Below are 18,144 nucleotides of genomic sequence, written 5' to 3'. Positions count from 1 at the left end.
GAGGTGTCTACCTGCCCGGACTGGCGATGCGACGGATCGGCGATCTCTACCCGGGGGAGGCCAAGACCGACGGGGAGCGTCGCGAAGTACGCTGCGGTGATCGCGGACGCGGCACGCACTATGCCGCACACTCTGTGCTCGCTCGAACTCACCGACGAGGTCACCGCTGAGCTGACCGTGCTCGTCCGCTCCGGCCAGGGCTTCGGCGCCGAGGCCACCCGCAGCTCCAACCGGATACGCGGCCTGCTCGCCCAGTTCCACTCCAGCTCGGAGCGCGTCCTGGAACCCCGCCTCGGCCACCAGGCCCTTACCTGGCCCCTGGAGCGCTACGGCTCCCCGGCCGCTCTGCGAATAGCCGGCCGCCGCAGACTCGCCGAACTCATCCGGCCCAAAGCCCCGCGCATGGCAGCGCGGCTGATCGACGACGTCTTCGACGCCCTCGACGAACAGAGCGTCGTGCCCGGGAACCGGCACCCTCGGCATCGTGATCCAGTCCCTGGCCGCCTTACTCGCTGCGGTCCACGACCAGCGCCGGGCACTGGAAGCTCAGATCAGCAGCCTGCTCAAGGCGCACCCTCTTTCCGCGGGTCCTGACGTCGCTGCCCGGCGTGGGCGTCAGGACCGCCGCCGTCCTGCTGGTCACCGTTGGCGACGGCACCGGCTTCCCCACCGCCACCCACCTCGCCTCCTACACCGGCCTCGCCCCAGCCACGAAGTTGTCGGACACCCCCATCCACGGCGAAGACGCCCCACGGGGCGGAAACCGGCAGCGCAAACGCGCCATGTTCCTCTCCGCCTGCGCCTGCATGAACGCCGATCCCGTCTCCCGCCCCTACTACGACCGCCAGCGAGCCCGTGGCAAGACCCACACCCAGGCTCTTCTCCGCCTCGCCCGCCAACGCATCAGCATCCTGTTCGCCATGCTCCGCGACGGCACCTACTACGAACCCCGCACTCCCGAAGTAGCCGCCGCATGCCCCCCGGGCCTTACCTGTGGTCGCGGTGGGTCGATCGGTTCGATCACCCGGCAATCGGCTACGACGACGGTCTGACCTCGGTCGCTGGCGCCGTGGCCTGGCTCGAATGCCCGGTGGTCGACCACATCCCGGCGGGCGACCACCACATCGCCCTGGCCGCGCCTGTCAGGGGCGGACACTGCGGCCGAGACCAGCGCAGACCGCTGTTGTACCACGACCGCCGTTATACCTCGCTCACGGAGCCGAAGGAGGAGACGAAGCCCGGCGAGGCATCACCCGATGGCGCCGAAACCGTAGGGATCGTACCGTCGCACGCCAAGGCTGGCTCTTCCCCGGTGGACCAGTTCCTATAAAGGTCAGTAACCCCACCGCACGGTGATCCACGTCCACGGGACCGCCATGTGCCGCGCCCCGGATCCGCGCCCCGCTCGTCCTCTCAGCCCGACCTTCTCAAATCGAAGCAGTCACGGGTTCCTGCGCCGCAAACTACAGAGCAACTGCAAACGGTTGAGGGGGACGCCAGCCGTCGACCGTCCCGAACAACCGTAGGCACCGCAGGTCAGGACATCGCCCCACCTACAGATAACTGGGACCGGCGGGACTGTCAAACGAGTGGCCCTCTCTCACATTCGGTGGTAACGCAAAGTGAACTTGGGAGCACCGGGTAATAGCTGCAGGTCAGGAAGCAATCGAAACTGCCCGAAGGTCCTCGATGACCGTCGCGCCGTGCCCCACTGCCCTTGGAGAATTGCCTGTGAGCTGCGAAATCGGCTAGGCCGTGGGCCCTCCTGACGTTATGACAATCAGTTACCACCGGATGTGAGACAGGGCCGTTAAATTGGCCCTGTCTCACATTCGGTGGTGACGGAGAGTCGTGAGGGTCGTTGACCTTCATGTGATAGGTGTCAACAAGCTTGTACAGACGGTGTTTTCGGGTCTGTCCCCACTGGTCATGGAGGATGTGGTCGACGAGGGTGAGCGGATCGTGGTGCGGGCCCGGACGCCGCTGGACACCGCGGTCTGCCCGGTGTGCGGGGCCTCGTCGGGACGGGTGCACGGCTATCACTGGCGGACGGTGGCCGACGTTCCGGTCGACGGGCGACGGGTGGTGGTTCGTGTGCGGGTGCGGCGTCTGGTGTGTCCCACGCGAGGCTGCCGCCACACCTTCCGCGAACAGGTGCCCGGGGTGCTGGAGCGATACCAGCGACGCACCGCTCGTCTGACCAGGCAGGTCAAGGCCGTGGTCAAAGAGTTAGCGGGCCGGGCGGGATCACGTTTGCTGGCGATACTCGCGGTGGGCCTGTCCCGTCACACGGCCCTGCGCACCCTGCTGCGCATCCCGTTGCCCACCGGGCGGGTGCCCCGCGTGTTCGGCGTCGACGATTTTGCCCTGCGCCGGCGGCACCGCTATGCCACCGTGGTGATCGACACCGAGACCCATGAGCGGATCGACGTGCTGCCCGACCGCACGGCCGACACGCTGGAAGCCTGGCTGCGCAGGCACCCGGGCGTCGAGGTCGTGTGCCGCGACGGCTCGGCGACCTATGCCGAGGCCATCCGCCGTGCTCTGCCTGACGCGGTGCAAGTCGGTGATCGCTGGCATTTATGGAAGAACCTGTGCGAAGCCGCCCTGAGCGAGGTGAAGGCACACAGTGCCTGCTGGGCCACCGTACTGGACGCGCCGATCTACGACGGGCCCCGTGCTCAGACCACCCTCGAACGCTGGCATCAGATTCATGGCCTGCTCGACCAGGGCGTGGGCCTGCTCGAATGCGCCCGCCGCCTGCAACTGGCCCTGAACACCGTCAAACGCTATGCCCGAGCCGACCGGCCCGAACGCATGCTCCGCGTCCCCAAGTACCGTGCCAGCCTGGTCGATCCCTACCGCGAGCACCTACGCAAACGCCGAAGTGAAGACCCCGGCGTCCCCGTCCAGCACCTCTTCGAAGAGATCAAGACCCTCGGCTTCACGGGCTGCCTGAACCTTCTGCACAAGTACATCAACCAAGGCCGCGCGGACGCCGACCGCAGCCATATCTCGCCACGCCGGCTCGCCCGGATGCTGCTGACCAGACCCGACAACCTCAAGCCCGAGCAGCACGAGCTCCTGGCCAAGCTCACCGCCGCCTGCCCCGAGATGACCCAACTGGTCGCAGGTGTCGGGGACTTCGCCCCACTCCTTACGCCACACACCGACAACGCCGATGCGCTCACGCACTTGATCGCCCAAGTCCGAACAGCCGACCTGCCCCACCTACACGCCTTCACCCGGGGCCTGGACCGGGACATCGACGCCGTGATCGCCGCTCTCACGCTTCCGCACAGCAACGGCCCGACCGAGGGCGTCAACACCAAGACCAAGCGGATCGCGCGCCAGATGCACGGACGAGCAGGCTTCACCCTGCTCCGGCACCGCATCCTCCTCGGATAACAGCACGCTCCGTCTTCACCGAATGTGAGACAGGGCCGCTAAATTGACACACCCCTACTAGGCAGGTCCGGCCCGCCGCTGACGTCCCTCGGCGCGGAGGAGGTCGAGGAAGTGGCTTCCATCATTGCCGAGGGACGTGCCGTACTCGCCTCCTGAGTTTCCTCCCCTCATCGAGAAGGCCGTAAGAGGTCCGTCGGGCGCGGCTACTCGCCTGACGGCGCGGGCAGGGCCGCGCCGAGGGCCACCGGGGTGCCGAAGTTCGGTGTGCCGTCGGCGTTCCAGGTGAACTTCTGCGCTCTGGTGCTCCGGTTCATGTCGCAGCCTCCGGAGGCCGAGTTGTTGGCGTGGTAGACGATCCAGTCCTCCGTTCCGTCGGGCGACTTGAAGAAGCCGTTGTGCCCGGGCCCGTACACACCGTTGGCGTTGGACCGCTGGAAGACGGGGTTCGGTGACTTGACCCAGGACGAGGAGCTGAGCGGGTCGCCGCCGTTGTAGGTGAGCATTCCCAGCTTGTAGTCGGGTGTGGAGCAGTGGCTGGCGGAGTACACGATGAAGGTCTTTCCGCCGCGCTGGAGGACCTCGGCGCCCTCGTTGACCGCGCCGCCCACTGTCTCCCAGCTGTATGTGGGGGTGGACAGGACACGGCGGGTGCCGCTCGCGGTCCAGGGGTTCGATAGCGGCCTGATGAACATCGGCTGCGAGCCGTTGTAGAAGGTGCCCAACAGATAGAGCTTGCCGTCCAATTGGAGGATCCCCGGGTCCAGTTCCCAGGTGTTGTCCTGGGTCGGGTCGAGCAGGTCGGCCTTGAAGCTGTAGGGCCCCGTCGGGTCCAGACCGGCGCTCTCCAGCACATGGATCCGTTGGGTGCCGAGGTCGTACGGCTCCCGCCCGGCGGTGTAGTAGAAGTACCACCGCTTGCCGTTGGGACCGTCGAGCAGATGGAACTCGGGGGCCCACATCGTGCCGGCCCCGTTCGGCCGGTTCAGGTTGAAGACCACCTGCTCGGCGGCCGCGGCGAGGCCGCCCAGGGTGGCGGATTTGCGCATGGTGACCGTCGAGTTCCAGGTGGTCGTGGCGAGGTAGTAGGAGCCGTCGTAGTACGTGAGCCAGGGGTCCGGCCCGCGCTGGGCGAGCGGGTTGGTGAAGGTGCCAGGGCTCGTACCGCCACCGCTGAAGCCGGGCAGCCGCCACACCCTGCCGTTCGCCGCGGAGCACGGCAACTGCACCAGGGTGGTGTTCGAGGCGGACGAACCACCGCTCGGGGCGACGCACTTGCCGGAGCCGACGGACACCAGGTTGAAGGTCCGGTCGGTGCCCGCCACCGTCACCGGGACGAGGCGCCACCGCTGGTTCGTCGCGTTGTGGCAGGGCCACTGGATGACCGCCGCGTTGTCCGCCGTCGACGCGCCGGAGACGTCGACGCACTGACCGGACTGCGTGGTGATCGTGTACGTGTCGGTCGTCCCCGCGACCAGGGTGTGGCCGAAGCTCTGGCCGGCGCCGGAGCCGCAGGTGAAGGCGCGCAGTTGAGTGCCGTCGGCCGACGAACCACCAGGCAGATCGAGGCAGTTGCCGCCGTTCTGGTTCACTGCTGTCGAGGTGAACGCGACAGCGGCGGAGGCGGGCGGCGCCATGAGGAGGGCGACCGCCAGGGTGAGTACGGCGAGGAGTGCGGAGAGATATCTGGAATGGGTCACGGGCCGTACACCTTCGCTTCCAGGAGGCCGACGGAGTTCGTGCCGTTGCCCGTCAGCAGCACCCGCAGCCGTGTGGTGCTCGTCGGGGTGAAGGTGACGGAGTTGTACTGGTTCCTGGCCACCGGATAGGTCCCGGCGCCGGGCACATCGGCATAGGCGCTGCCGTTCCAGTACTGGAGCTTCCACGAGGCGGGCATGTCGATGCCCTGGTCGTCGTCGAAGAAGTAGACCTCCGCCTTGGCCAGGTTCCTCGCCGAGGACCAGGTCAGGTCGACCCACTGCTGACCTGTCTCGGGCCAGCATCCCCAGCGCGGGTTCACCGTGTCGTCGGACGACGGCGGATCGATCCCGTCGTTGACCGCGGCGGCACTCTCCCAGGACGAGGTGGACGACGCGGACGCCGTCGCCGCCCCGGCGAGGTTGGCCGGCGGCTGGACACCGCCCCGGTTGAACACCTTGACCTCGGTGAGACCCGTCTTCGCCCCCGGGGCGTTGGTGGCCAGGACCCGCACGCGCTGGGCACTGATCGCCGGGAACCGCACCAGGTTGTAGTTGGCACGCGGCGCGGCCGGACTCTTCGCCTGGTCGGGCACGTTCACCCACGAACCGCCGTTGTAGTACTGCACGGTGTACGCGGACGGGGCCCGGTAGGTGGTGCTCGCGGGCCGGCTGTCCTTGAAGTGCAGACGCACCTCGTCGAGCGTGCGAGTGGCGCCGAGGTTCAGCTCGTACCAGTCCTGGCTGTTGGGGGAGCCGCCCGCGCCCCAGAAGGGTTCGTTGGTGGGGTAGCCGTCGACCGCGCCGGAGACGGCGGTGCCGGACCCGGTGTGGGAGGCGGACACGGTTGCGCCGGAGGCCAGGTTGGGCAGGTCGGCGGTGAGGTCGACGCCTGCCTTGGCGAGCATGTCGACCATGCGGGGACTGTTCTGCACGACCTGGTTCGGGGCCTTCAGCCCGGCGACGGACGTGTGGTGGGTGACCGTGCCGCTCGTGGTGACGTCACCGGTGGCCGGGTCCCAGGTGAAGGGCACCAGTGAGTTGACGGTCGCGGCCCGGCTGCCGTTGACGAAGATCGAGTAGCCCTCCGGGACACCGGGATAGCGGACCACTCCGTCGGCGGGGTCGTCCCAGACGATGGTCAGGTCGGCGCCCCGGTAGCGGAGGTTGTTGACGGTGAAGTGGCTCCAGCCGATGTTGATCGGCGAGAGCTCGACCTTCGCGTCGCTGCGGGGTCGCAGTCCGGCGACGTCCTCGATCACGGTCCAGTTGCTGCTGCCCAGGATGTTGTGGTGGATCCAGGAGCGGTAGTCGATGCCGGTGCCGTTCCAGTCGGCCCAGAACTCGTTGGCGTCCGGCCACTGGGTGTTGCCGCCGACGTACTGCGCCCAGGTGTTCCAGTACAGGAGCTTCTTGTAGTCGGTCGCGTTCATCCAGGAGTTGGGGTACTTGCGCAGCACGGACGAGTAGAGCCGGAACTGCACGGTGGAGTTGATGGTGGAGAAGTTGTTGGAGCCGGGGTTCCCGGCGTCGGCCGCCGCCTTCTTGTCGACCTGGTTGGCGGTGTAGAAGGGGAACACGGGGTACTGGGCGGGGTCGTCGTACAGGCGCAGGGCCTGCTTGTACGTGGCCGTGTCGGGGACCGCGCCGACGGAGAACGGGTAGTAGTTGTTGATCTCCTTCCAGGGCACCCATTCGTTGGTCGACTTCAGCCGGTGCTCGAACAGCTGCCGGTTCGGGTTCCAGAGCACATTGACGATCGCGTCCTTGATCTGTGTCGCGAGCGTGCGCATCTCGGTGGCCTTGGCCGTGTTGCCGGTCGCCTCGTAGGCCTGCGCGGCGGCGAGCGCGCCGCTGTACTGGTAGGCGGACTCGGCGCGGTCCATGTTGCCGGGCTTCCAGTGGAAGGAGACCGCGTCGGCGTCGTTGCCGGTCAGCGCGCCCCAGTCGTACTCGATGAGCTTGTTGTTGTCATGGTCGTAGTGGGCGAGCTGGCCCTTGACGTCTCCCTCGGCGTAGCGGGCCAGGTTGGCGGCGATGCCGGGCTGGCCGCCGTGGATCTGGTAGCTCTTCCAGGCCGCCTCGGCGATGTACTGGGTGTAGCTGTTGGACCAGTTCTCGGGATCGCCCGGATTGTCGAGGAAGCGGGCCCCCTTGGAGGTCTGGCCGACACTGAGCCAGTCGCCGTAGGCGTAGGACGGGTCCCGCAGGTACTTGAGGTCGTCGATGTGCATGGGCTGGGTGAGCGCGATCGCGTTGTTGTAGCCGAGCACGCCCTCGGTCGAGGTCGGGAACTGGAAGGTCTGCCCGGGGATGTCGGCGTCCAGGCTGTTGAAGCGCATCAGCCACCAGCGGTAGTAGATGTTCTTCTTGATCGCGCCTTCGGGTACGTCGATGTAGGGCACGTTCTGCGCCCACCACAGGTTGTAGGCCCTCACATGGGTGGCGAACGCGGTGGCGTTGGAGTAGCCCGCGTAGGCGTTGTACTCCGTGAGGGAGGCGGGGATCTCGTCGGTGACGAAGCCCATCACCACCTTGGCGGTGACCGTGGCGCCGGCCGCGATGGTCAGGGACCGGTTGAGCCCGCCGCTCGCCACGGCGAACCCGTCGCCGGTGAGCCGTGGGCGCACGGTGGTGAGGTTGTTGTACGCGTTGACCTGCCCGGTCAGCTCGCTGCCGCTGCCGGAGGTCGCGTACGGGGAGGTCGCCCGCAGTTGCAGGGTGGTGGCGGCGCTGCCGTTGTTCTTGATCGACAGGTTGGTCACCGCGACGTTATTGTCGGTGATGAACTTGGTCTGGTCGACCGTGACCGAGCCGTTGGTGTGCACACTCTTCCAGTGGCTGGGCGTCTGCCGGCGCTGCGCGACCTGTTCGGTGAAGGTGCCCGGGGAGATCGCGACGGTGTAGGCGTTGTTGTCGTTGATGCTCTCCCAGTAGGCCGCGTGACCGCCGAAGCCGAGCACCGCGGGGTCGTGGGTCTTCATGAAGAAGGCCCGGCCCCTGGTCATCAGCCACGGCCCCGCCGGGTCGTTGCCCGAGCGGGCCAGCAGCCGGTCCATCCAGAAGTCGGTGCCCGAACTCTCCGCGTCGTAGATGCTGCGCATCATGTCGCCGGTCGTGTGGGCGACGGGCGGTGCCGGGATCGCGGGGCCGCTGAAGGCGGGGAACCCGATGGTCTGCGCGGCCTGCGCCGGTGCGGCGGTGACCACGGAACAGGCGATGAGCACCAGGGCGACAAGAAGGCGCTTCATGACGGAGCGGTAGGGAGTGCGGTGTGTGCTGAGCGGTCTTCTCATCGGATCTCCCTGTCCAGTTGCGTTGTGCTCATGACATGCATGGAGGTGTATCTGTGCATGTGGAAGCGCTGGAGAGTGAAACGGAAACGACCTGAAAGGTTTTCGCAACGTAGGACCGTGCTCTGGAAGTGTCAAGGGGGCTGGGCGCGGCCGGCGTTCAGGACAGGGCCGCCGTGGAGCCCCTGACCACCACCCGACAGGACAGCGTCTGCACGCCCGAGCGCCGTGCCCCGGCGATCGCGCCGAACAGGGCCTGCGCGGCCGCCCGCCCGACCTGTTCCAGGTTCATGTCGACGCTGGTCAGCGGCGGGCGGGACGCCGAGGTCAGCACCTGCCAATTGTCGAAGCCCATGACCGCCACGTCCTCCGGGACCCGGTGGTCCCGCTCGCGCAGTACCTCCACGACGCCGCGGGCGATCTGGTCGCTGCCGCACAGGACCGCGTCCACCTCCGGGTGCTTGTCGAGCAGCATCGCGGCGGCCGCCCGCCCCCAGCCCTCCGACCACATCCCGAACCGTGGTGCGCCGACCAGAGCGAGGCCGGCGTCGGAGAGTGCGGCCTCGGCGCCCGCGGCGCGCTCCCGCGCCGCGAGATAGCCGGGGTCGCCAGTGATGTGCGCGATCCGGGTGCGGCCGCAGGCGAGCAGGTGATCCACGGCGAGCCGGCCGGCCTCCACATTGTCGGGGACGATGGACAGATCGGCCGGATCCTCCGAGGGCGCGTACGCGTAGACCACGGGGACCGGCAACTCGCGGCCCAGGGACGGCCGCGGGTCGGTCCGACTGCCCACCACGATGAGACCGTCGACCCGGCGTCCGAGCAGCGCACGGACATGGTGCTGCTCGCGGATCGCGTCACCGCGCGCGTCGCAGAGGAACACCGCGACCTCGCCCGCCCCGAACGCGTCCTCGGCGCCCATGAGGATCGGGATGCTGAATCTGCCCTCCAGGTCGCTGGTGAGCAGCCCGACCGTGCCCGTGCGCCCGGCGAGCAGGCCGCGGGCCAGCTGGTTGGGCCGGAACGACAGCCGCTCGGCCGCTGCTATCACCCGCTGCCGAGTCTCGGCACGCACCTGGCTGCGGCCGTTGAGGGCTTTGGACGCGGTGGCGAGAGAGACCCCCGCCAGCCGGGCGACGTCGCTGAGCGTGGCGGGTCCCGAACGGGAGGGGTCGGTGGCCTGGGCCATGGGAGTTCTCCTGTCTCGCGTCGCGCGCCGGGTGAGCAGCGCGTGCGTGAACCCTGCGTGCGCAACCGTACGCGAGTCGTTTTCGGTCGAGGCGTCTTCCGCGTGGTCCCGCCGATTTCTTCCGGCCCCGGACCGCCCTTCTGCGCAAGGGGATTGACGAGTGGTGAGCCGAGTTCTAGCTTTCAGAAAAGCTTTTCGGTTTCTTTCCGGCGCAGAACCCACATGAGGGGGATCGTTATGGGAGGCACGGCCGGACCACCCGGACGTCGACGCCGGCTCGTCACCGGTACTGTCGCGTTACTCACCGCCGCGAGCCTGGTCACGGCATGCGGCTCCGGGGACGACGGCTCGGACGGCGGGGGAGGAGGCGGCGCGGCGGACGCCAAGGGCACCGACGACGGGGCAACGCTGACGATGTGGACGCGCGCGGCGACCCGGCCGCAGAGCGAGGCACTTGTCAAGGCGTACAACGCGAGCCACAAGAACAAGGTGAAGCTGACCGTCGTACCCACCGACGACTACCAGGCCAAGGTCGGCGCGGCCGCGGGGTCCAAGGACTTGCCCGACCTGTTCGCCTCCGACGTGGTGTTCGTCCCCAACTACACCTCCAGTGCACTCTTCGCCGACCTCACCGAGCGTATCGACGCCCTGCCCTTCGCCGGGGAACTCGCCCAGTCGCACATCAAGGCCGGCACGTACGAGGACAAGAAGTACGTTGTGCCGCACACCCTCGACCTGTCGGTGCTCTTCTACAACAAGGACCTCTACCGGAAGGCGAAGCTCGATCCGGACAAGCCGCCCACCACCTTGGCCGAATGGGATCAGCAGGCACGGGCCGTGGACGCGCTGGGAGGGGGAGTCGACGGCACCTTCTTCGGCGGTAACTGCGGCGGCTGCGGCGTCTTCAGCATGTGGCCGTCGATCTGGGCCGCGGGGGACGAGGTGCTGAACAAGGAGGGCACGGAGGCGACCCTCACCTCCGGCACCGCGAAGCAGGTCTATGCCACCTACCGGGGCTGGGTGAAGGACGACATCGTGGCCCCCGGCGCCCGCGAGGAGACCGGCACAACCTGGACCGGCGTCTTCCCCAAAGGCAAGGTGGGTGTCATGCCCATGCCGTCGACCACTCTGGGACTGATGCCCAAGGACCTCGACCTCGGCGTCGCGCCCATCCCCGGGCCCGACGGCGGGAAGTCCACCTTCGTCGGCGGCGACGCCATCGGAATCTCCGCCACCAGCAAGTCGGCCGACCAGGCCTGGAACTTCCTCGCCTGGTCCCTGGGCGACAAGGCGCAGGTCGACGTGGTCGCCGCCCGCAAGGACGTGGTCGCGCGCACCGACCTCGCGTCCAACAAGTACTCCAAGGCAGATTCGCGCCTGGTGGCGATCAACGAGCTCGTCGCCGACGGCCACACCCCGTACGCCCTGAAGTTCGGCCAGACCTTCAACGACCCCAATGGCCCCTGGCTGACCCTGATGCGGGACGCGGTCTTCGGCGACGCGCAGAAGGTCGACAAGGACAACGACGCGGTCAGCGCGTCACTGGCCGATTGACCGTTGCCAGCCGCTGAAGGGCAGGGGCGCAGCCCCGCGTCCTTCACCGGCGCGGTGCTGTGACCTGTGCGGCTCCGCCGCGTGGGCGCCCAGTCACCACGCACCCGCAGCCACATCACACGCCGAAGGAGCCACATGCAGGTGAAGGCGGCGGCCCGACCCCGGTTGAGCCCGCGCGCAGTGCGAGGCCTCGCCTACGCCACCCCCACGGCGGTGTTCGTCGCAGTCTTCTTCCTACTGCCCCTACTCCTCGTCGCCCAGATGTCCCTGAGCGACTGGCCCCTCCTCACCGGTGACCAAGGCATCAACGCCCCCGAGAACTACACCGACGCCATCGACAGCACCCTGTTCTGGCCGGCCGTCCGCTTCACCCTCCTCTACACCGTCATCGTCACGGTCATCCTCCTGACCCTGGCTCTCCTCCTCGCACTGCTGGTACAGGAGTCCCGCCCCGCCGCCGGCTTCTTCCGTACGGTGTACTTCCTGCCCGGCGCCCTCGGACTGGCCTCCGCGTCCCTGCTGTTCTGGGGCCTCTACAGCCCCACCACCGGCCCACTCAGCCGCATCCTCGAAAAGCTCGGCCTCGTCGACGACCCGGTGTCCTTCCTCGGCACCCCCACCGCCGCCCTGCTGTCGACGGTCTTCCTCATCGTCTGGAAGTTCGCCGGCTTCTACATGCTGATCCTCCTCGTCGGCCTCCAGCGCATCCCGCACGAGGTGTACGAGGCGGCCCGCATGGACGGCGCGAACCGCGCCCAGATCTTCCGCAGCATCACCCTCCCGCTGTTACGCCCCTCCATCGCCCTGACCCTGCTGCTCTGCGTCACCGGCTCCCTGCTCGCCTTCGACCAGTTCTTCATCCTCACCAAGGGCGGACCGGACAACAGCACCGTCACCGTCGTCCAGTTGCTCTACCGCGAAGCGTTCCAACGGCTGAACCTCGGCACCGCGGCCGCACTGTCGGCCATCGTCCTGGCCGTGCTGCTCCTGCTCAACGCCGTCCAGTTCCGTGGCCTGCGCCGCGCGGACGAGTCATGACCCGCGGCCTGGGCCGGACGCCCTACTTCGTCGTCGCGGGCGGCCTGGCCGTCATCTTCCTCTTTCCGCTGCTGTGGAACGCCTGGGCCTCCGTCAGCGGACAGCCGGGCACCGCACAGGAGTCCGGCCACGGGTTCGGCAACTACCGCACACTGCTCAACTACGACGCGGGCCTCTGGCGCTACCTCCTCAACAGCACCGTGGTCTCCGCGCTGACCGTCACCCTAACCCTCGGAGTGTCACTGCTGGGCGGATACGCCTTCGCCCGCTTCGACTTCCCCGGCAAGAACCTGCTGTTCCTGCTCACCCTGGCCATCCTCATGGTCCCGTACGCCACCCTCCTCATCCCCCTCTACGTACTCCTCGGCAGACTCCATCTGCAGAACTCGCTCATCGGGCTGAGCCTGGTGCTGACCATGTTCCAACTCCCATTCGCCACCTTCATGATGCGGATCTCCTTCGAGGCGGTGCCCCGCGAACTGGAGGAGTCGGCGTTCGTCGACGGGTGCGGCACAGCGGGCGCGCTGCGCCGGGTGCTGCTCCCGGCGGTGCGGCCGGGGCTGATCACCGTCGGGCTCTTCGCGTTCCTCGCCGCCTGGAACGACTTCGTCGCCCCGCTGATCCTCATCTCGGACAGTACGAAGGCGCCACTGCCGCTGGCCGTGGCGAACCTGCGGCAACAGAGCATGGGCGCGGTCGACTACGGAGCCACCGAGGCGGGAGTGGTGGTCCTCGCCGTGCCCTGCCTCCTCCTGTTCCTGCTGCTGCAACGGCACTACATGCGGGGCTTCATGTCCGGCGCGCTCAAGGGCTGAAGCCCTGACCGACCTTGAAGGACAACCGAAGGGACGAACCGAAGGCATGAAGCAGTGAAGGAGAACAAGGGATACAAGCAGTCCGAGGCGCGCACAGTGCCTTCAACCGTCCTCCCGGTGGCGCCGACCCGCGGCCGGCTGCGACCACTCGGGCTCGACGAGGTCACCACCACCGGAGGTTTCTGGGCCCACCGCCGGCACATCAACGGGACCGCCACCCTCGACCACTGCCGAGACTGGACGGAACGCGCCGGCTGGACCGGCAACTTCCGTGCCGCCGCCGAGGGCCGTGTGCAACGGGACCGGCGCGGACGGGAGTTCGCCGACTCCGAGATCTACAAGCTCTGCGAAGCCATGGCCTGGCAGGGCGCCACCGGCACGGGTGCGGGCACCGGCACGGGCGCGGCGACGGACACGGACCTCGCCGCACTCGCCGAGACCGTCGCCGCGGCCCAGGAGCCGGACGGCTATCTGAACACCGCCTTCGGCCGTCCCGGACAGCAGCCCCGCTACAGCGATCTCGAATGGGGCCACGAGCTCTACTGCTACGGGCACCTCATCCAGGCGGGGGTCGCCCAGGCCAGGGCGCGGGGCGGGAGCGAGGGCGAGCTGACGAAGGTCGCCCGGCGGGCCGCCGACCACATCTGCGCGACCTTCGGACAAGGCGGCATCGAGCGCGTCTGCGGCCACCCCCAGATCGAGGCGGCCCTGGTGGAACTGGCCAGGCTGACGGGAGAGGAGCGCTACCTCCACCAGGCCGCGCTCTTCGTCGACCGCCGCGGCCACGGCACCCTCGCCGACAGCGAGTTCGGCCGTGCCTACTACCAGGACGACCTGCCCGTACGGGACGCCACGGTGCTGCGCGGCCACGCCGTACGCGCCCTCTACCTCGCGGCCGGGGCCGTCGACGTGGCCGTGGAGACCGGTGACCAGGAACTGCTCGCGGCCGTCGTCCGCCAGTGGGAGGCCGCGGTCGCCCGGCGCACCTACCTGACCGGCGGCATGGGCTCGCACCACCGGGACGAGTCCTTCGGCGACGACTTCGTGCTGCCCCCGGACCGCGCCTACTCGGAGACCTGCGCGGGCGCCGCCTCCGTGCAGCTGAGCTGGCGGCTGCTGCTCGCCACCGGTGAGCCGCGCTTCGCCGACCTCGCCGAACGGACCCTGTTCAACGTCATCGCGACCTCGCCGGCCGACCACGGCCGCGCCTTCTTCTACGTCAACACGCTGCACCGGCGCCACCGAGGCACCGAGTACGCCCCCGACGCGGTGAGCCCGGGCGCCCAGTCCGGCCTGCGCGCGCCCTGGTTCCCGGTGTCCTGCTGCCCCACCAACGTGGCACGGACACTGGCACAGCTGCCCGCGCACCTGGCCACGGCGGACGACCACGGCGTGCAGCTCCACCAGTACGCCGACGCGCGCATCGCCACCTCCCTCACCCTCGGTCACGGCGCCGCGCACGCGGTCGCCCTGCGGGTCCGTACCGACTACCCGGCCGACGGAAACGTGGTCGTGCGTGTCGACCGGTCGCCGGCGGACCGCCCGTGGACCGTGTCGCTCCGCGTCCCCGCATGGACGGCGGGCGCCACGTCGTGGCTGGTCGAACCGGACGGTACCCGCCGTGCCGTCGCCCCGGGCACGGCCAAGGTCAGCCGGGTCTTCCGGCCCGGCGACGAGATACGACTCGAACTGCCCGTACGGCCGCGCTGGGTGCGGGCCGACCCGCGCGTGGACGCGGTACGCGGCACCGTGGCCGTCCAGCGCGGGCCGGTCGTGTACTGCGCCGAGTCCGTGGACCTGTCCGGCGGCCTCGACGTCGACGCGATAGAGGTCGACCCGTCCGCCGAACCACAGGACGGGCCCCACACGGCCGGGAACGCGGCCGGGGGCATGACGGGGAACACCGTCGTGGTCGCCGGACACGTCACCGGACAAACTCCCGGCCGGGTCTCCGGACAGACCCCCGGAGAGGCCCCCGGCCAGGTCTCCGGGCCAGCCCCCGGTCAGGCCTCCGCGTACGACGCGGTACACGACGAGCCCTGGCCGTACCGGCCGCTCGACACTCCCGCGGCCCCACCGGCCGCCGACCCGGCGGAGATCGTCCTGGTCCCCTACCACTCCTGGGCGAACCGGGGCCCCTCGACCATGCGGGTGTGGCTGCCCGCCGCGCGACCGGACCGCCCTGCTCCACCCGACAGCACCGGGTGACGGCCGCGGTCCCGGCCGCGACCACCGCCTACGACCCCAGCACCGGCCTGCCCCTCACCCAGACCACCAGCGCCGGCACGATCACCAGTCGGGGGAGGTGCCGACGAGCCTGTGTGTTCCTCCTTCGGGCACGGGTGCGCCACCGATTGTCACCAAGCCCGACTATCTGCCGCTGGATCAACTGCCGTGGCCGGACGTGGAGCGGCTGTTTCTGCGTCCGGCCGAGCGGGACGGCCGGGCCGAGTACGCCGAGTTGTATGGAACGGCATGGCAGGGCCAGGAAGGCATCGACCTGTTCGTCCGTAGCACCCGCGCTCCGGCAACGTCCGCCGGCACCGATCCCGGCCGCCGCTACACCACCTTGCAGTCAAGCGTGTGGCGTCGCTGACACCGGCGGACATCATCAAAGCGGTCGACAAGTTCCTGGCCGGTTCCTGGGCCAGCCGCTCGGAAGTCTTCACCTACGCCACCACCCATGCCCTGCGTCCCATCACGCTCGTTGAGGAACTGGAGCGTCAGGCGGACCGACTGGAGAAGGCGGGGATCCGGCTCGAGAGCTGGGGACACGAGTCGGTGAGCGAGCGGCTGCGGCAATTGCTCGAGATCGTCGCTGCTCATCCCGGCTGCCGGGAGGGCAGGCGCACGAAGCGCGTCAAGCCCGCTGCCGCAAGGTAAGCAGGAACCTCCGGCTTCAGCCGGGAGAGCACTTCAGGTTAGCGATCGCGCAGACAGGTCTCACTGCTTGCCCTGCAGTCACCCGCTTCGCACCCGTCGGCGGGCACTAGCTACGAGTTCGGACCGGCAGCGGCCCGGGCCGCACGTTCGCGAGCGTGGAGGCAGAGCGCACCAGACGCCCACGGCTACGGCTTGATGTCACCTACGCCGGGACGGTCGGCATATCGCACACTGTTCGACAAGCGCAGATCTGTCATGTCCACACCTCGATGAGGAAGAATGTCCGATGGAAGAAGGATGTAGGTTCACGCGACGCGCGGCGCTGGCTGCGGCGGCCGGAGGGGTCGTAGGGCTTGGTTCTGGGGCGTTCGCTGGCACCGCACAGGCGGCGACGGGATCGGCAGCGCGGAGGGCCGCTGCCCCGCCGACCGGGACGGTGCGAGTGTTCTGGCTCAGGCCCTCGGACGTGGCGAACGACTCGCGGTACCCCAACGGCATCACCGGCGTCATGCTGGAGTCACAGCGTTTTTACCGCCAGGAGCTCGGCGTGACGTTCAAACTGAACAATCCGGTGGTGGAGGTGGTCCAGGGCAACCATGGGCGGGCATGGTACGAGAACACGCCGAACGGCAGCGAAGAGTACTGGTGGGTGGTCTTCAACATGCAGCAGGAGCTGAAGGCCAGGTTCGGTCTTGGAGATCCGGACTCGCGCTGGCTGTGCGTCGGCGAGGTCAGCGCAGAGAAGACGAACGTCTCCGGCGGCGGTGGAGGTGGCGGCTGGGTGCTCCTCAGCGGCCACGACGCCGACGGTGCCGCCGGGATCAATGGCCCGATGAACCGTTGGTACGGCGGCATGGTGCACGAGTTGGGCCACGCCTTCGGTCTGCCCGATTCCACTCACACCGACGGCACGCCGATGTCCGCCTCGTTCTACGACTACCCGAACTGCCACTTCAACCAGCAGCAGAAGGACAGGATACGGAACGGCCCCTACCGCAGCTTCCTGTCCTGAGCTCAGGGCTCCGTCGCTCTCTCGGTTGGCCCGCTTAGCTGGTACTGGCCTGAGGCCTCAGCTCGGAAGTGATGGTGGTTCGTGGTGGATCGGCAGGTGCGCACACAGGCACGGCTTTCGGTGATCATGGAATGTCGAGTTCACTGATTACCACAACGGAAGACCATGCCTGCCGCGTCACCATCGCTTATACCCGCCGGGGTGGGCCAACTCGCCGGTTTGGATCCGGCCCGCCCCGATGAACTGCCCGGCCTGCTAGACCGGCTGCGCTGCCTGTCCGATGCGCGCCGCCTGAGGGGCCGGCGCCACCGGCTGTCGCACGTCCTGGCCCTGGCAGCCTGCGGGGTCCTGGCCGGGGCGAAGTCCCTCACCGCCATCGCCGAGGGGGCCACCGAAGCACCTGACCAGCTCCTTCTCCGCTGCAGGGCCGCGCCGCGCGATCCGAACCGGCTCTACCGGGCTCCCAGCGAGGCGACCGTGCGCCGACTACTGTAGCGCGTCGCCAGCGACGCTCTCGGGTGCGGTGATCGGCAGCTGGCTCACCGCCCGGGCGAACGCCTGCCGCACCGTCGACGAGGGCAGACACCGACAAGGCGCGTCAACGCGGCTCCGATCGGGTCGGCGTCGGGATCAGCACCTGCTACGGCGGCCTCGTCCAGCGCGTGGAACCGTCTGACCGCGTCTTCGCTGTCCGTCCATACGGTGACGGGACGCTTGAGGTTGTGGGCGATCACGAGCAGCACGGCGTACCACTCGGCAAAGTTGGCGGTCCGGAGCAAGCCGGGCAAGCGAACTCGTACACGTTCACATGATCTCACCGGGCCGGCCGGGGTCCACGCTCCTCCCGTACGGCCCTGTGCCGAGGGCGGTACGGGAGGGAACCGGGTTCGCGGGTGGACCTCGGGTCGGCCGACACCCTCTCAGTAGCCGTAGCGGCTCTTCACATGGCGCCAGAAGTCGCGGAACATCCACTTGTCGAACTCCGTGATCTGCGCGGCGCTGCCCGCCTTCATGAGGAAGCAGCACTGGCCGGTCGGGGTCCAGTCGTAGAAGTCGTCGAGGCCGAAGGTGTGGCCCACTTCATGCAGGTAGATGTGGATGTTCTCCTGGCCCAGCGCGCCGGTGAAGTACTCTTGGCCGACCCGCTGGCCCCAGTCGCCGCCGGCGCCGCCCTGGAAGCCTTTGGTCAGCCACAGGGACTGGTCGTAGTGGCGGGCCGCGCCACCCGGGCACCGGGAGTAATTGCCGTCCTGGTGGA

Annotated in this window: 13 protein-coding genes and 2 pseudogenes; 11 read left to right on the top strand and 4 right to left on the bottom strand. The window is 68.6% G+C overall.

Annotated elements, in window-relative coordinates; genetic code table 11:
- Positions 1 to 8: 8 nt before the first annotated feature.
- The 3 genes and pseudogenes from IE278_RS37500 to IE278_RS37490 form a co-directional block, all read left to right on the top strand.
- Positions 9 to 962, top strand: a pseudogene (locus IE278_RS37500) (transposase); the annotation flags it as partial.
- An 11-nt stretch (positions 963 to 973) separates the two neighbouring features.
- Positions 974 to 1,330 carry a flavin reductase family protein gene (locus tag IE278_RS43315; protein WP_373312204.1) on the top strand — a complete coding sequence of 119 codons (357 nt, stop codon included), beginning with the start codon at positions 974 to 976 and terminating at the stop codon, positions 1,328 to 1,330.
- Positions 1,331 to 1,929: 599 nt separating this feature from the next.
- Positions 1,930 to 3,408 carry an ISL3 family transposase gene (locus tag IE278_RS37490; protein ID WP_373312203.1) on the top strand — a complete coding sequence of 493 codons (1,479 nt, stop codon included), beginning with the start codon at positions 1,930 to 1,932 and terminating at the stop codon, positions 3,406 to 3,408.
- 203 nt (positions 3,409 to 3,611) lie between these two features.
- Here the strand turns inward: IE278_RS37490 and IE278_RS37485 are convergent, their stop codons facing one another.
- From IE278_RS37485 to IE278_RS37475, 3 genes are all read right to left on the bottom strand, one after another.
- Positions 3,612 to 5,105 carry a family 43 glycosylhydrolase gene (locus tag IE278_RS37485; protein ID WP_189779485.1) on the bottom strand — a complete coding sequence of 498 codons (1,494 nt, stop codon included), beginning with the start codon at positions 5,103 to 5,105 and terminating at the stop codon, positions 3,612 to 3,614.
- Positions 5,102 to 8,353, bottom strand: coding sequence for a discoidin domain-containing protein (locus IE278_RS37480; protein WP_246571331.1), 3,252 nt, complete (start codon positions 8,351 to 8,353; stop codon positions 5,102 to 5,104). Before IE278_RS37480 ends, IE278_RS37485 begins: the two co-directional genes overlap by 4 nt.
- A gap of 202 nt (positions 8,354 to 8,555) precedes the next feature.
- Positions 8,556 to 9,584, bottom strand: coding sequence for a LacI family DNA-binding transcriptional regulator (locus tag IE278_RS37475; RefSeq protein WP_189779483.1), 1,029 nt, complete (start codon positions 9,582 to 9,584; stop codon positions 8,556 to 8,558).
- 237 nt (positions 9,585 to 9,821) lie between these two features.
- On the opposite strand from IE278_RS37475, the gene IE278_RS37470 reads away from it, so the two are divergent.
- The 8 genes from IE278_RS37470 to IE278_RS37435 all read left to right on the top strand — a co-directional run bounded on the left by IE278_RS37470 (position 9,822) and on the right by IE278_RS37435 (position 17,381).
- The gene (locus IE278_RS37470) at positions 9,822 to 11,138 is read left to right on the top strand and encodes an ABC transporter substrate-binding protein (RefSeq protein ID WP_189779482.1); all 1,317 of its coding nucleotides are present in this window, start codon (positions 9,822 to 9,824) and stop codon (positions 11,136 to 11,138) included.
- Between the two features lie 135 nt (positions 11,139 to 11,273).
- Positions 11,274 to 12,176, top strand: coding sequence for a carbohydrate ABC transporter permease (locus IE278_RS37465; RefSeq protein ID WP_189779481.1), 903 nt, complete (start codon positions 11,274 to 11,276; stop codon positions 12,174 to 12,176).
- A complete protein-coding gene (locus IE278_RS37460; protein WP_189779480.1) occupies positions 12,173 to 12,991 on the top strand; it encodes a carbohydrate ABC transporter permease in 819 nt (272 codons plus the stop codon). Before IE278_RS37465 ends, IE278_RS37460 begins: the two co-directional genes overlap by 4 nt.
- 117 nt (positions 12,992 to 13,108) lie before the next feature.
- A complete protein-coding gene (locus IE278_RS37455) occupies positions 13,109 to 15,199 on the top strand; it encodes a glycoside hydrolase family 127 protein (RefSeq protein WP_246571315.1) in 2,091 nt (696 codons plus the stop codon).
- Between the two features lie 97 nt (positions 15,200 to 15,296).
- Positions 15,297 to 15,587: a hypothetical protein gene (locus IE278_RS37450; RefSeq protein ID WP_189779479.1), complete on the top strand. Its 291-nt coding sequence runs from the start codon at positions 15,297 to 15,299 to the stop codon at positions 15,585 to 15,587.
- Positions 15,575 to 15,874, top strand: a complete 300-nt coding sequence (locus tag IE278_RS37445; protein WP_189779477.1) for a hypothetical protein — start codon at positions 15,575 to 15,577, stop codon at positions 15,872 to 15,874. The genes IE278_RS37450 and IE278_RS37445 overlap by 13 nt, the downstream gene beginning before the upstream one ends.
- 466 nt (positions 15,875 to 16,340) lie before the next feature.
- Positions 16,341 to 16,886 (top strand): hypothetical protein, encoded by a 546-nt coding sequence (locus IE278_RS37440; RefSeq protein ID WP_246571311.1) that lies wholly within the window; start codon positions 16,341 to 16,343, stop codon positions 16,884 to 16,886.
- A 201-nt stretch (positions 16,887 to 17,087) separates the two neighbouring features.
- Positions 17,088 to 17,381: a transposase family protein gene (locus IE278_RS37435; RefSeq protein ID WP_189779473.1), complete on the top strand. Its 294-nt coding sequence runs from the start codon at positions 17,088 to 17,090 to the stop codon at positions 17,379 to 17,381.
- A gap of 425 nt (positions 17,382 to 17,806) precedes the next feature.
- On the opposite strand, the pseudogene IE278_RS37430 reads toward IE278_RS37435, so the two are convergent.
- Positions 17,807 to 18,144, bottom strand: a pseudogene (locus IE278_RS37430) (hypothetical protein); the annotation flags it as partial.

The sequence above is a fragment of the Streptomyces tauricus genome, assembly GCF_014650955.1.
GTDB lineage: Bacteria > Actinomycetota > Actinomycetes > Streptomycetales > Streptomycetaceae > Streptomyces > Streptomyces tauricus.
This window is presented reverse-complemented; position numbering and strand designations above follow the sequence as displayed.

Bases quoted from the DNA above. Each gene is read 5' to 3' on its own strand.
- IE278_RS37465 (WP_189779481.1), top strand. From the start codon at position 11,274: ATGCAGGTGAAGGCGGCGGCCCGACCCCGGTTGAGCCCGCGCGCAGTG.
- IE278_RS37475 (WP_189779483.1), bottom strand. From the start codon at position 9,584: ATGGCCCAGGCCACCGACCCCTCCCGTTCGGGACCCGCCACGCTCAGC.
- IE278_RS37470 (WP_189779482.1), top strand. From the start codon at position 9,822: ATGGGAGGCACGGCCGGACCACCCGGACGTCGACGCCGGCTCGTCACC.
- IE278_RS43315 (WP_373312204.1), top strand. From the start codon at position 974: ATGCCCCCCGGGCCTTACCTGTGGTCGCGGTGGGTCGATCGGTTCGAT.
- IE278_RS37480 (WP_246571331.1), bottom strand. From the start codon at position 8,353: ATGAAGCGCCTTCTTGTCGCCCTGGTGCTCATCGCCTGTTCCGTGGTC.
- IE278_RS37490 (WP_373312203.1), top strand. From the start codon at position 1,930: ATGGAGGATGTGGTCGACGAGGGTGAGCGGATCGTGGTGCGGGCCCGG.
- IE278_RS37460 (WP_189779480.1), top strand. From the start codon at position 12,173: ATGACCCGCGGCCTGGGCCGGACGCCCTACTTCGTCGTCGCGGGCGGC.